Raw genomic sequence first — 13,838 nt, 5'->3', positions numbered from 1 at the left:
ACAGCACGTGCCCTAACGTAGTGAGCCTGGTCCGCCACCGGACGCGTCATGCGGACGGTGAAGACGTTACCCAGAGGCGATACGGCGTCAGTGGCGTTGCGTCGATTGCACGGCGGTAACCAAAAGCTGTTGACAATGTGGTCAGTACTGCGCAGCTCGCCGAAATGGTGGGCTGCGCACCCGCTTGCATGCGAGCCGGTCGTACACGGGGTGCCGTTACGGCACAGAGGGGTTCGCGTCGAGCTGGTCGAGGATCAACCAAGCGGATGAGTTGACCGTGCGCCGAGAAAGGGGTCGTCATCGTGGCTGTGTCCAAGCGTCGTCGTCTCATCGGCAAGGTCTGGCTCCCCGTCCTAACGGTGACCGTGGTGTCGATCGCCGGTATATCGATATATGCGCTGCACGGGATCTTCGGGTCCCAGGATCTGACAAAAAGCTCGGGCAATAAATTCGTGATCGCGCAGTTCAACCCGAAGAACATCAAGTACGAGATTTTCGGCGACTTCGGCGGATGGGGTCGGGTGACATACTGGAACACCGACTCCAAGCCTGTCGACGTCAGCCTGACCGCGTTGCCGTGGTCGCACGTCGAGACCACCACGATGACGACGGCGACCGCTGACGTGACCGCGCAAGCAGCCGGCGGACACATTGGTTGCCGCATCACGATTGACAACGAAATCCGTTCCGAACACACGGCCACCGGTGAGCACGCCGGTGTCTGGTGCCAGGTGCTCTCGGCATGAGCGGCAACGTCGATACCGCACCCGTACGCGTCCAAGAGCCGCCGGAGCCCACGCCGGAGCGTCCATTCATTGCGCGCAATCTGCGGCGGTTCGCGCCATTAGTCATCTTGGCGTGGATGGTGTTCCTGGTGATCACCAATACAGTTGTCCCACAGCTAGAACCCGTCGTCGACGCCAACCGGGAGGCATTAGTTCCCGTCGATGCGCCCTCGGTTCAAGCGCTGCACCACATCGGCCAGGTGTTCCACGAAGGCGACAGCAACGCGTTCGTGTTCGTCGTCTTCGAAGGCGACCACAAACTCAACGACGCCGACCACAGTTTCTACCGCACGATGGTAGACAAGCTGCGCCGTGACAGGCGTGTCCAGTACGTGATGGATCTCTGGGACGAAGGCACGACAGCCGCCGGTGTCCAAAGCAACGACGCCAAAGCGAACTTCACTCTGGTCCGAGTTGCGGGCGATATCGGCTCAACACTCAACGATGAGTCGATCACCGCGGTCCGCGACATCCTCAATAACATGAAACCGCCCCCCGGACTGAAGGTATACGCCTCAGGGTCGGCCGTGCTGTCAGCGGACATGATCTACGTCGGCAACACCAGCCTCAACACCATCATGTTCGTCACGATCGTGCTGATCTCCGCGATGCTGCTGATTGTCTACCGCTCGATCCCGACCGCACTCCTCATCCTGTTCATGGTGTTGATGGAATTGTTTTGCGGCCGGGGGATTGCCGCGTTCATGGTTTATCACCATTGGATCGAGATTTCGGTCTATGCCGCCAATACTCTGGTGTCGCTGATCTTAGGGGCGGGAACCGACTACGCGATCTTCCTGATCGGCCGCTATCACGAAGGCCGCCTCGCGGGAGAAAGCCGCGAACAGGCGTATTACTGTGCTATCAGCGGCGTCTCGCACGTGATCCTGGGCTCCGGGGTTGCTGTCGCGGGGGCCATGTACTGCATGAAATTCACCCGACTCAACTACTTCAACACCTGCGCAGCTCCGTGTGCGGCAGGCATGCTGGTCGCGGTCACCGCCGCACTCACCTTCGGGCCCGCGGTGCTCACGATCGGCAGCCGATTCGGCCTATTCGAGCCGAAGAAACACCAAGCAGGACATGGGATCTGGAATAAAATCGGCACCGCCGCAGTGCGCTGGCCCGGCAGGATCCTGCTGGTCGGCTGCGTCATCGTGCTCATCGGGTCAATCACGCTGATCACCTACTACCCGAACTACGACGACCGCATTTATTTGTCGAACACCGTTGCATCCAACCAAGGTTACGAAGCCAGCGACCGTCACTTTCCTGCCAGCCACCTCAACGCCGATATGCTGATGGTCGAATCCGATCACGACCTGCGCAACAGCGTCGACATGATCGCTGTCGACCGAGTCGCGCGCACGATCTTCCACACGCCCGGTGTGGGGATGGTCCAGGCCGTGACCCGACCCCTAGGCGTCCCGCTGGAGCACTCCTCGTTCACCTACGCCCTCGGTACGGTCGGAACCAAGATCAAAGAGGTGCTGCCCTACCTACACGATTTCAACAACCGGCTCGACGACATCTCCGCGGTCACCCAAACGTTGCAGGCTCTGACCCGCCACCAGCAAGACCTCACCAACCAGCAGGCCAGCTCGGCCCACCTCAACGCTGAAGCGGCAGCCAGCCTGACCGACACCGTCAACCAGATGCGGGACAACTACGCCAACTTCGATGACATGTGGCGGCCGATCCGAAGCTACTTCTATTGGGAAAAGCACTGTTTCGACATCCCGCTATGCATGTCGTTCCGATCGCTGTTCGACATGACCGATGGGCTCGACCAACTAGCAGAAGACTTCCAAAAAAGCATGCAGGCCGCGATCATCCAAGACAAGGTAACCCCTCAACTTGTCGACACCCTGGGCCGCAACGCCGAACTCCTCGGCACGTTCAACGCCTTGGTGGAAGCAGAACACAGCACGCTAGAACCGCTGCTGACACAGCTAGACGCGCTGGGCATGCAGACCATGGATATCGGGCACTCTTTCGACACGTCGAAGAATGACGAATTCTTCTACATCCCACCAGAATCGTTCGACAACCCCTACTTCAAGATCGACGAAAAATACTTCGTGTCCCCGGACGGCCATGCGGTCCGCTACCTGATCTATCACGACGGAGAAGCCCTCACCGAGGCCGGCATCCGCCACGACCAGACCTTCATGCCGGCCGTGAAAGAGGCACTCAAAGGGACCACGCTGGCCGGATCCCACGTCTATCTCGGCGGCGCGGCCGCGACCTACTGGGATGTCAAAGATGCCACCAAGATCGACCTGATGATCGCCGCCACCGCGGCATTCACATTGATCTTTCTGGTGATGCTGTTCATCACCCGCGCCGTGATCGCCTCACTGGTGATCGTCGGGACCGTCGCGTTCTCGTTCTCCGGGGCGTTCGGCATGTCCGTGCTGATTTGGCAGAACCTCCTCGGGCTTCCACTGAGCTGGTGGAACATCGTGTTCTGCTTCATCCTGCTGGTGGCCGTCGGGTCGGACTACAACCTGCTGCTCGTAGCCCGATACCTCCATGAGAGCGAGGCCGGTCTCAACACCGGACTGATCCGGGCGGTGACTAAATCCGGCCGCGTGGTGACCACCGCGGGCATCGTGTTCGCGGTCACGATGATGGCCATGGTGTCCAGCGATCTGACCTCGGTCGGCATGTTCGGCTCGACCGTCGGCATCGGTCTGTTGCTCGACACGCTGATCGTGCGGTCCTTGATCACCCCCGCCCTAGCACGGCTGCTCGGGCCGTTCTTTTGGTGGCCGCGCCTCATCCGTCAGCGCCCCGCGCGCACCGGCAGCGGGGCAGTGGCCCCCGAACAACACCACGAGGACGATTTGTACCGAAAAGTGCTGTGACAGTGCAGCTGCCCCGGCGCCTGCATAGCTTCGTAGCGCAGTGCTCATTGGTTGCGACGTCCGACAACAACGAAAAGGAAGTGCCGAATGCAACCGAACACCCACGGGGTCGCGCGCACCCCAAATCGTCGGCGATCCGTCTGCTGGAATACCGCAGAGCTGCAGTTGTGCAACGAAGATTAACAAGCTCTCGCGACACGTCGACGTTTTGTCAAAGTAGCCAGGCGTGTCTTGTCAATCTTCGTTGCATCTCGACAGTCGTGCGGTTTTTCAAGTTCAGTGTCCAATTCCCAAGTCGAGTGCTCACCTGCTGTCCAATTGGACTTAGAGTGCGAATTTTCCACTCTTCGGACTAGGGGTGTGCGTGCCCGCCTAACGGTGTGATGGCGCGGGGCGCTCGGGCCAGCCTGCGCTGCTTCGGTTTCGAAGTCTCTCGGTCGAGGCTTTGTCTTGGCACTCACGACGCATTGTCCTTGGATCCGAGGTGGCGCAGAGATATCCGCCCCGCAGTCCTTACGATCGGCGGGTGTCTCCTGCGAATCGGCACAGTCCAGAAGAACGCCGGGCTGCGGTTGCCCGTGCGTTCGGCCCCAACGGCGACGCCGCTCAAGTGGCGCGTGACCTGGGTGTCCACCCTGCCACGTTGTATCGGTGGGCCAAACAGCCTCTTTCGTCGCATGAACAACCGACCGTCGCAACCGCTGCACGTCTCGTCGAGACCACCCAGGACCTGCTCCGCATCCGCGACTACGGTGAAATCACGGTAGAGGAGGTGGCGCGGACTGCCGGAGTAGGACTGCGAACCGCATTCCATCACTTCGCGAGCAAACGCGATCTGTTTCACGCCGCTATCGATAATGCGGCAACCGAACTCATCGCCGAAATGCAGCGGCGCTACGGCAGTGCGACCTGGTCCGACCAGCCGCGACAGCAATTGCGCGTGTTCCTTCGGGTGGCCGCCGAGGCGATTTACGCCACGCCCGCGGCGCACGTCTTGTTCCGTGATCTGGGCGTGCCGCGCAAGGACAGCTTCGCGCAGCGTTGGCACGAGGCCTTCGAACGTGCCCTCGCTGAGCTGTTGGTTTGTCTCGTCGAAGGCGGCGCGCTGGACGCCGACGTTGACGTAGAAGCCTGTGCGGGGGCGGTTACCGGCGCCATGCGGGGAATCCATGCGAGCGTGTTCGAAGGCGTCGATCCGGATCAGGCAATCCGCCTTGTCGACCGGCTTTGGCTCATCGTGGCGCCCGAGTAGCACAGGTTTCCGCAACGGCCAGCCTCAGCGGCTGCTCCCTTCTGTGGCCGCCACACGTCTGGCGAACTGTTCATAACTTGTGGGCTTGCGACCCAACAGCTTCGGCAGGTCGGCCATATTGCCGGGAGGCAGGCCATTGGTGTCGTAATACGTCATCATCCCGACGTAGGTGCTGCGCGCGTCGGAGGGCCAATTGCGGATGCCTCGTGCATTGGACGAGTCACGGACGCCGCGAACGAGGTGGGGCAATGCCCTGAGCTTGGTGTTGAGCAGTGACTGAACCACGGCGGCTCCCAGCGCCGGCGCGGCGAGGAGAGCGTTCTCGACAGTGTTGGGCGGCAGGCGAATAGCGGTGACCGGGTGTCCCAGCACCCGGCTCCAGATCTCTGCCATCTCGTTGCGGTCGAGTGCCTCTGCGGAGAGGTCGTAGGTCTTACCCACGTGCTCGTCGGGTGCGCTGAGCACATTGGCGGCCGCCTCGGCGATATCTTCGGCGTCGACCATGCCCATCACGCTGGTTGGTGACACGGGATAGGGCATCAGGCCCGCCTGGATGAACTCCCAGAACTCTAGATAATTCTGCATGTAATGGGACGGACGCAAAATGGTCACCGGCAAGCCCGAATCGTGCAACAGTCGCTCCACCAAAAGCTTCTGATGGTGATGGACCAGCGCGTCGATGTCGGGATGAATTACCGAGTGAAAGCCGATGTGTTCCACCCCGTTGGCCGCGCAAATCTCGATGAGGGCTTGGGCAACGGGGACCTCATCGATGAGTTGCGTCGGAGCGGCGTGGTACAACCGTTTCGCGCCGGTGAACGCCCTCTCGAGATCTGTGCGGTTTCGCAGGTCGCCCACCACAATCTCGGTTGCCCCGTCGCTGCGCGCCAGTTGGGCCTGGGCGTCATTCTTGACGAATGCCCGTACGTCCAACCCGCGTCCACGAAGGCCGCGGACCAGCGGGCGTCCGACACCGCCTGCGGCACTGGTGACCACGATCATGATCGCAATCCTGACGACGGTTCGGAACGCAGGCGCGATCGGTTGCAGTGCGGCGGTACGGTCGGGCCGCCGCGCAGCGGTGTAGTTGTCACGTGTCCTCCTTTGAGATGAGCCGGAAAGGAATCGCGGCCCCCGTGCATCAGCAAACGCGTCGCGATCTTCATGGCGGTGGCACCGGGTGCATTGGCTGCAGGATGCGTGCCACGAATGGAATGAGAAGCCTGCGAGGGATCAGTCCCGCAAGCCGCGCCGTCCACGCGTTCGCAATTCCCGAAACGACATAGGGCGGAGTCGACCGGCGATCAAGGGCACGCATGCCTGTGGCCGCTACTTGCTCGGCCGTCTGCATCCGTCCGGCGACCGCCGCGCCCTCACCGATGACGTCGAAGAACTCGGTCCGCGTGGGTCCTGGGGCGAGCGCGAAAACCTTGACGTCATGCTGTTTGGCTTCGTACCAAAGCGACTGAGAGAAGCTCTGAACGAATGCCTTGGCCGCCGAGTAAACGGCAAGCGAGGGGACCGGCTGAAATGCGGTGGTGCTGGAGACGTTGACGATGGCCCCGTGTCCCCGCTCGACCATTGCGGGCAGAAAGGCGTGGCACATGTCCACCACGGCCCGGACATCCACGGCGATCACGCGAGCGAACTCCTCGCCGCTGCCGGTCAGAAACGGGCCTTGCGTGGCAAAGCCGGCATTGTTGACCACGAGGTCGAACTCGCCGCCGACCTCCTTACGCAGGGCTGCCCCTGCTCCGTCGATCGACAGATCGAATGCAACAGTCTCACAGGTGATTCCGTGTGCCGTCATGAGTTCGCGGGCAACGTGCTCAAGCCTGTCTTGCCGCCGCGCGACTAGAACCAGATCCGAGCCGCGCGCGGCCAATTGCCGTGCGAATGCCACCCCGATGCCCGAACTGGCGCCGGTGACCAGAGACCGTGACGGTCGATAAGACATCGCTCCCTCATTCATGTGGTACTCAGCGGGTCCGTCCGAAGCGGCCTCTCGCGGACCGGCTGACGCAACCGCTCGGGCAGACCGCGCCGAGCACTTCGTCCGGAAGGCTTCGCAAATGGTTGCACGGCGAATGCAACCGACGCAAATCTGCACCCTCGGTGCGCAGGATGATCTGCGCCGGGAGGTCCGCCAGGATCGTCGGCAGACAGACCAGGCCGTCGGACGGCGCCGGTGGACAGGAAGTCCGAGAGGCCACAGGCGCTCGTGTTGGTTCTCAAGATCAATGTCACCTTCGGTGATAGTCGTCCATCCGGCATCGGGCTCACAGCATGAATTCGCCGCCGTTGACGTGAATGACCTGGCCGGTCACGAACTTGCCCGACTCGCCGGCGACATACAGACATGCCTCCGCGATGTCTTCGGGATCGCCGGCCTTCTTGATGGCCAGGCGCTGGGCGATCGCTTCGATGTCCACGTGCGTGTACTGCGACTCGTCACGAATGGTGTTGATGGCGCCGGGCGCAACGGTGTTGCAGGTAACGCCCCAGACGCCCGCTTCCCGCGCGACGGCTTTGGTCAGTCCGTGCATGCCGGCCTTGGCCGCCACGTTGTGTGCGCGTTGAGAGATATGCCCGGTCCAGGCGTCGTAGCCGGCGATGTTGATGATGCGACCCCACCCGCGCTGCCGCATGCCCGGCAGTACGTAATGGACGACATAGAATGCCGAGTTGAGGTTGTAGTTGATGGTCTCCTGCCAGTCGGCGATGGAGATCTCTTCCAGCGGTTGGCGTTTGCGTCGCGCGACGTTGTTGACGGCGATATCGATCGAGCCGAAACGTGCTTCGCCCTCGGCAATCATGGATGCAACCGCGTCGGGGTCGGACACATCGGCCATTACGCCGATCGCTGCGCCGCCGAGATTTTCGATCTCGCGCACGGTGTCATCGACGGCCCCCCTGTCCTGGTGACCGTTGACGATGATGTTGGCGCCCTGGCGGGCGAAAAGCACAGCGATGGCGCGTCCGATGTTGCGGCCCGACCCGGTGATCAGTGCGGTGCGGCCTTCGAGGCGATGGCTCATATGCGTTCCTTACGAGGTGACGTCAAGCGCGGCGCGCACGATACTGTCGGCGTCGATACCGTGGTAGCGGTACACCGCATCGAGGTCGCCGGCCTGCCCGAATGTGCTCACTCCCAAGGATTTACAGCGCACCTGATTGATAGTTGCCAGGAAGGTCAGGGTATGCGGATGACCGTCGAGGACGGTGACCATCGGCGCGGAGCGCTCGGCAGGGAAAACTTGGTCCAGGATCCAAGAGGGCGCCTCGGCCAGCCCGTCGCGACTCCGGACGGCGCGGTAGAGGAGGTCTGGGCTTGTCACGCAGACGACTTCGGCCTCAACGCCCATGTCGGCGAGCCGGTCGGCGGCGTCGTTGGCCTCGGTGGCCAGCGCTCCCACCGCGACGATGCAGACCGCCGGCGTGGCGACCGGGCGTAGCGTGTAGGCACCGGCGAGTACGTGGCGGCGACGCCGTTCGCGGGCGGCGGGATCTTGCGGGATGCGCGCCAGCTCTTGGCGGACGGGCCGGGTGGACAGCCGGAGATAGGACGAGGTTCCGTCGGGGCGTCCCAAGAGGCCGAGGCAGTGCAGCAGGATCCACTCGACCTCGGCGGCGAATGCCGGCTCGTAGCTGATGCAGCCGGGCTGCTCAAGACCGATGGACGGCGTCTTGATCGACTGGTGCGCACCGCCTTCGGAGGCCAGGGAGACTCCAGACGGGGTGCCGACGAGAATGGATTGCCCGCCGGCGTAAATGCCGAACGACCACGGTTCGAGTGCACGTTCGACGAACGGGTCGTAGAGGACACCGATGGGAAGCAGCGGTTCGCCCCACCGGCTCCACGTGGCGCCAAGCTCACCGAGCAGGCCCACCAGGTTGACTTCGGCGATGCCGAGTTCCATGTGTTGCCCGGTCGGACTTTCACGCCAATGCATGATGGAGTCGGCGTCGTCGGCGAACCAGTCGGGCCGCTCCGAAGGCGACCACACACCCACCTTGTTGAGCCACCCGGCGAGGTTGGTGCTGGAGCTGACGTCGGGGCTCACCGTCACCACTCGTCGTGCGACCTCGGGAGCCTCGCGCGTCAGATCGAGTAACGTGCGTCCCAGTGCGCTCTGGGTGTTCGACACTGCGGGAGGGGTGCGGCCGATGTCGGTCGGCACCGGCGGCGGTTCACTGGTGCGAATTTCGCCGCGGCGTAATCGCTTGGCCGTCCGCTCGCAGAGCTGGCCGGGCGATGAGTGAGAGTCGAAGCGCCGGAAGGGATTGTGCGGGTCTTCGCCCAATGTGTGGGCCAGCTGGATGAACTGTTCGTCGGTGAGCAGCGAGGAGTGGTTTTGCGGATGACCTTGGGTGGGGAGCCCGTACCCCTTGATCGTGTAGGCGAGGATGATGGTGGGGCGGGAGTCGTCGATCTGGGCGTAAGCCTGTTGCATGGCGGTGATGTCGTGGCCGCCGAGGTTGCCGATCGCCTTCAACAGGGTGGCGTCGTCGAGATCGTTGATCACCGCGGCGACGGTGGCGGCATCCGGGCCGTTACCGGGTAGGCGCGAGCGCAGTTCGTCAGCTGAACAGCGCAGCAGGCGTTGATATTCGGGGTTGGGCATGGTCAGGATCCGGGTACGCAGCGCGTCGCCCCCGGGTCGGCTGAACAGCTCCTCGAGCAGCATTCCGAATTTCACGGTGAGCACTTGCCAGCCAGCGGCGGTGAACGTGTCCTGTAGACGCTGGGAGGCGATATGGGGCACGACGCGATCCAAGGACTGGCGGTTCATGTCGACGATCCAGACGATCTCGCCCAGTTCCTGCACGCCTGCGTCCATCACCGCCTCCCACACCGCGCCCTCGTCGAGTTCTGCGTCGCCCACCAGAGAGTATTGACGTCCCGTTCCGGCACCCCCGAATACGGTGTCGACGTAACGGCGAGCGAACGTAGCCCAAATAGGGGCGGTAGCACCGATTCCCACCGATCCGGTGGAGTAGTCGACCGGGTCGGGATCTTTAGACCGACTTGGGTAACTTTGCAGGCCGCCGAATTCCCGCAACGTCGTCATATACCGGTTGTCGAGGGTTCCGAGCAGATAGTTGATGCTGTGCAGTACCGGGGAGGCGTGTGGTTTCACCGAGACCCGGTCATCGGGCTGGAGTTGCCCGAAGTACAACGCCGTCATGATGCCCACCATTGAGGCAGACGATGCTTGATGTCCGCCAACTTTCAAGCCACTGGGGTTTGGCCGAATTCGGTTCGCGTGGTGGACCATCGCTGTGGACAGCCACAGCACACGCGAGGCGATGAGATCAAGGTCGGGCGTGGCGTTGCGGTCGTGCGGGGAAGGGGCGGAGCCCAACGGATGAGCGATGGTCACGGTGCCTCCTGGAGGTTCGGCACCCACGCCGGGTAGACGTCGCTCCACGCGCGTTCGACGAATTCTTGAAGCCGATCGGCCCCGGAGGCGTCAGTGTTGATGCGCCACACCACGTGTCCGTCGGGTCGGGCCACGACGGCGCCGCGGTCGCCGACCTCGAACAGCTCAATCAGCGCGGCGCCTTCGTCGCTGCTCGCCGCGCGCAGCGCGACCACCGCGACCGGCACCGTCATCGGGATTCCGGCGAGACTTGCGCTCCAGCCCTGCGGGTCGGCGGTGAACAACGTGAGCCCCGTGCTGGCAAGGATCTCGTGGGTCGATAGATGCGAACCGTCCTGGGTCGTGACGAACGCGTGCGGCAGCCGGGCTCCCGGATGGGTAGTCGGTTGATAGAACGCGACGTCGCTGTCGGGACAGCGACCCTCGGAGGTGTCAATGAGCGAGCTGGCGTAGGCATAGCCGAATTCCAGGCCGCTGGCTACAAAGTGTTCCTCTTGGCCCGGTACCGCGTCGGTGATGTGCTGGCGCAGTCGCCGACCGCGGGCGCCGCGCCGTAAAAGAGTTTTGGTGCGCGAAGTTTGGGCGTAGGTCAAAGCGTCGGCGACGGCCGCGACTACTCGGTCGGGAACCCGTTTAGGACGCAGCTTTCCCGCCAGTTCGGTCGCTTGGTGCAGCGACCGATTGGTGATGCCCAATGGCTCGGTTACTTCGTCGAGCGTGAAGTGATTGTTCGTGCTCTGCTCGGCGAAACGCGTGACGACGGGCCGGCGTTCGGTCTCGTAGGTGTCCAGCACTGAGTCCGACGCTCCCGAGCGCAAGACTGCCGCCAGCTTCCAGGCCAGGTTGTGAGCGTCTTGAACACCGCTGTTGAGTCCGAAGCCGCCGGTGTGCGGGAAGCGGTGGGCGGCGTCGCCGATGAGTAGCAACCGCCCGCGGCGGAATTGATCGGCGAGCTGGGAGGTCATAGTCCAGGTTCCCGTTGACCGGATCCGGTAGTTGGTCGAACCAATTACTCGAGGCAGGACGCGATTCCAATATCGGTGGCTGTCCCGCGCGATCAGTTGGGCCGGGTGCAGGTAGGGGGTCATCAGCACGTAGTCGTCATCGGCGTGGGCGATCATCACGCCACTGAAGCGGGGATGGTAGATCCAGCTGAGCAGTGGGCGATCGGCGCCGTCGGGATACACCCCGGGCGCGTGGAAGAAGACACTGCCCATATTGGCCAGCACCGGGCCCTGCATGGCGATCCCGGCAGCGTCGCGCAACGTGCTGTTCGCCCCGTCGGCGGCGACGATGTACCGCGGTGACACCACTGTCGGTTCAGAGCCCGCCGAACGCAGGATCAACCTCTCGCCGTCCATCTCGGCGCAACACCCCCGCCGGAAGTCGATCAAGGCCTCGTTGTCGAGGGCATCCCACAACACCGGCATGAGCAGGTGCTGACCGATGTGGGAAATGAGATATCGGCTGTGCGTTCGGACTTCGGCCAGCCGGTCTGGCTGGGACAGCAGGTCGATCTCTCCGAGCGGGGCGGTGCGCACGTCGGTACACCAACGAATGATGTTGACCGTGTCGATCGGCGGGGTGATCGACTCCAGGGCGCCCGTCAGCGTTGGGGAGGCTTGGTTCCAGATCTCCAAGGTGCGCGCGTTGATGACGTGCGCGGCCGGATGCAGGCGAGGGTCGCTGCGTTGTTCGACGACCGTGCACGCAATGTCGTAGCGGGCCAGCAGCAAGGCCAGGGTGGACCCGGCGGCGCCGGCGCCGACAATGATGACTGAGTCATTGTCCATGCCTCACAACGTCTTCCAGGTAATGGCTCGCTTGTTGGAGCGGGGCTTGGTGCCGGGGCGGGTGCCCGCGCCGCGTGTCAGCAGGTCCTCTGGTGGTGCACCCGCGCGGAGCTGTTCAAGAAGGTAGTCCGGATCGATGTCGGTGCCGATTGGGTTCTCACTGAACTCGTTGCTGGCGAAGTACTCGGCGGTCTGCTGGGCGGTGGGGAAGTTCTCGGTCTGAAACTCCAGCCGGATGCCTTCGGGGTCCTCGTAGTACAGGCTGGTCGTCGGTCCGTGGTTGATGGACCAGACAGGAGCGATTCCCGCCTTCTTCAGCCGCTCAAAGGTCAGCAGCAACCTTTCCACCGAGGTGAAGGTGAATGCCAGATGGTCGATGCCGTAGGTCTTGCGGCGCCACCGCGATAGTGGGAAGACGTACCGCAACGGTTTGGGAAGCTTCACTAGTGCCAACCGATGGCTCTCGTGATCCCACGTGAGGAAGGCGATCTGATTGTCTTCGTGGACGACGCGGGCGCCGAAAACTTGCCCGTACCACTCGATCATCTCGGCGCTGCGAGCGGTCTTGACCACCCAGTGGGCGATGAAATCCGGCACTAGCCGGTCGGGAAGGTCTCGAAGGTCCGGCGGCCCCGAGGGGGTGCCGTTGGTACCCTCCGAATCGGCGGGCTGCAGGGGACTTGGCGTGGCGCTCAAAGAAATTCCTTTCTAGCTGCCCGGAGCGACGATGACGTTTCGCTGAGTGCCCAGATCGAGAGTTCCGGTGGCGTTGCGTATCGAGGCGGTGACGATGTCACCGGGGCGCAGATAGGGCTTGCGCTGGTTCTGCTTGACGAATGCCGCCCACAGCGTCTGTTCGGGCAGCAGCGCGGTTGCAAGCCGGCGGATCAACGCGGGCGGGGAGGTCGCCATGCAACCGTGCGGGGTGCCAGTGAGCAATACGTCACCGGGGCTGATGTTGCAGAACTCGGTCAACTCGGTCAGCGTCTCGGCGGGCCGGTAGACCATGTTCGCGGTGCTGTCGCTCTGCCGTAGCGACCCGTTGACCTCCAGCCGTAACTCGAGGTCGTCGAGCAAGGTGAAGTCCTCGGGTTCGAGGACCGCCAGCACGGGCCCCAGCGGGCAGAAGCCGCGATAGCTCTTGCCCTTCAAGAACTGTCCCTGTGGCAGCTGGACGTCCCGGGCGGAGAAGTCGTTTGCGATGGTGACCCCGAAGACGTACTCGTGCAGGTTCTCGACGGTGACCGTGGTCGGTGCGTCGACGGATCGGCGCAGAACCAAGGCCAGCTCGATCTCGTAGTCGAGCAAGGTGACGTGGGCGGGGCGGATCACCGGATCGTGTGGCCCGGTGACTGAGGCGTCGGTCTTGTCGAAGAACAAGTTGAATGCGCGGTTGTCTGGGTCCATCCCGGACTCGATCGCGTGTTGACGGTAGTTGGCCCCCTGGCACATCACCCGGCAGGGCGTGGTGACCGGTGACAGGAGACGGACGTCGGCCAGCGCCACGTGACCGGGTTTCGCCGCGGCCGCCACCCAGTCGGATGCACCGTGTTCGATGAGGCCAGCGGTGCTCGTGTATTGCCCGGTGAGTGGTGAGACGACGTCACCCATGACGACGCCCCAGGAGATTTGCTCGTTGTCTCGGTATCGGACGAGCTGAACTACCACCGGTTTCTCCACTTCTGCTCACCATTCGAACGCGCTCTGTGCTCAGTCAACTGCCCGGCGACCCGTTGAAGCCTGGGCTTGAGTCC

General features: G+C 63.0%; 10 protein-coding genes. 3 read left to right on the top strand and 7 right to left on the bottom strand.

What is annotated here, in order from left to right; translation table 11 throughout:
• Positions 1-302 precede the first annotated feature (302 nt).
• The 3 genes from BRW65_RS18290 to BRW65_RS18280 all read left to right on the top strand — a co-directional run bounded on the left by BRW65_RS18290 (position 303) and on the right by BRW65_RS18280 (position 4,907).
• Positions 303-746 carry an MmpS family transport accessory protein gene (locus tag BRW65_RS18290; protein WP_073876982.1) on the top strand — a complete coding sequence of 148 codons (444 nt, stop codon included), beginning with the start codon at positions 303-305 and terminating at the stop codon, positions 744-746.
• On the top strand, positions 743-3,655 hold the full coding sequence (locus BRW65_RS18285) for an RND family transporter (RefSeq protein WP_073876980.1): 2,913 nt from the start codon (positions 743-745) through the stop codon (positions 3,653-3,655). The genes BRW65_RS18290 and BRW65_RS18285 overlap by 4 nt, the downstream gene beginning before the upstream one ends.
• A 526-nt stretch (positions 3,656-4,181) precedes the next feature.
• The gene (locus BRW65_RS18280; protein WP_073876978.1) at positions 4,182-4,907 is read left to right on the top strand and encodes a TetR family transcriptional regulator; all 726 of its coding nucleotides are present in this window, start codon (positions 4,182-4,184) and stop codon (positions 4,905-4,907) included.
• Between the two features lie 24 nt (positions 4,908-4,931).
• On the opposite strand, the gene BRW65_RS18275 is transcribed toward BRW65_RS18280, so the two are convergent.
• From BRW65_RS18275 to BRW65_RS18245, 7 genes are all read right to left on the bottom strand, one after another.
• Entirely contained in the window at positions 4,932-5,909 is a 978-nt protein-coding gene (locus BRW65_RS18275; RefSeq protein WP_073876976.1) for an SDR family oxidoreductase, read from the bottom strand.
• Positions 5,910-6,069: 160 nt separating this feature from the next.
• The gene (locus BRW65_RS18270) at positions 6,070-6,879 is read right to left on the bottom strand and encodes an SDR family NAD(P)-dependent oxidoreductase (RefSeq protein WP_244168132.1); all 810 of its coding nucleotides are present in this window, start codon (positions 6,877-6,879) and stop codon (positions 6,070-6,072) included.
• Between the two features lie 307 nt (positions 6,880-7,186).
• Complete coding sequence (locus tag BRW65_RS18265) at positions 7,187-7,945, bottom strand: SDR family NAD(P)-dependent oxidoreductase (RefSeq protein ID WP_073876974.1); 759 nt, start codon at positions 7,943-7,945, stop codon at positions 7,187-7,189.
• A 9-nt stretch (positions 7,946-7,954) separates the two neighbouring features.
• A complete protein-coding gene (locus tag BRW65_RS18260) occupies positions 7,955-10,186 on the bottom strand; it encodes a transketolase-like TK C-terminal-containing protein (RefSeq protein ID WP_244168133.1) in 2,232 nt (743 codons plus the stop codon).
• 101 nt (positions 10,187-10,287) lie between these two features.
• Positions 10,288-12,084 (bottom strand): FAD-dependent monooxygenase, encoded by a 1,797-nt coding sequence (locus tag BRW65_RS18255; RefSeq protein ID WP_073876972.1) that lies wholly within the window; start codon positions 12,082-12,084, stop codon positions 10,288-10,290.
• Positions 12,085-12,087: 3 nt separating this feature from the next.
• On the bottom strand, positions 12,088-12,780 hold the full coding sequence (locus tag BRW65_RS18250) for a VOC family protein (protein ID WP_084187864.1): 693 nt from the start codon (positions 12,778-12,780) through the stop codon (positions 12,088-12,090).
• Between the two features lie 12 nt (positions 12,781-12,792).
• A complete protein-coding gene (locus tag BRW65_RS18245) occupies positions 12,793-13,752 on the bottom strand; it encodes a fumarylacetoacetate hydrolase family protein (protein WP_073877067.1) in 960 nt (319 codons plus the stop codon).
• Positions 13,753-13,838: the final 86 nt, after the last annotated feature.

It is taken from the genome of Mycobacterium paraffinicum (assembly GCF_001907675.1).
Lineage (GTDB): Bacteria > Actinomycetota > Actinomycetes > Mycobacteriales > Mycobacteriaceae > Mycobacterium > Mycobacterium paraffinicum_A.
Note: the sequence above shows the minus strand (reverse complement) of the source record. Positions and strands in the feature narration are given on the sequence as shown.

Coding starts and splice junctions, on each gene's coding strand:
- BRW65_RS18255 (WP_073876972.1), bottom strand. CDS start 12,084: ATGGACAATGACTCAGTCATCATTGTCGGCGCCGGCGCCGCCGGGTCC.
- BRW65_RS18260 (WP_244168133.1), bottom strand. CDS start 10,186: ATGGTCCACCACGCGAACCGAATTCGGCCAAACCCCAGTGGCTTGAAA.
- BRW65_RS18275 (WP_073876976.1), bottom strand. CDS start 5,909: ATGATCGTGGTCACCAGTGCCGCAGGCGGTGTCGGACGCCCGCTGGTC.
- BRW65_RS18270 (WP_244168132.1), bottom strand. CDS start 6,879: ATGAATGAGGGAGCGATGTCTTATCGACCGTCACGGTCTCTGGTCACC.
- BRW65_RS18265 (WP_073876974.1), bottom strand. CDS start 7,945: ATGAGCCATCGCCTCGAAGGCCGCACCGCACTGATCACCGGGTCGGGC.
- BRW65_RS18285 (WP_073876980.1), top strand. CDS start 743: ATGAGCGGCAACGTCGATACCGCACCCGTACGCGTCCAAGAGCCGCCG.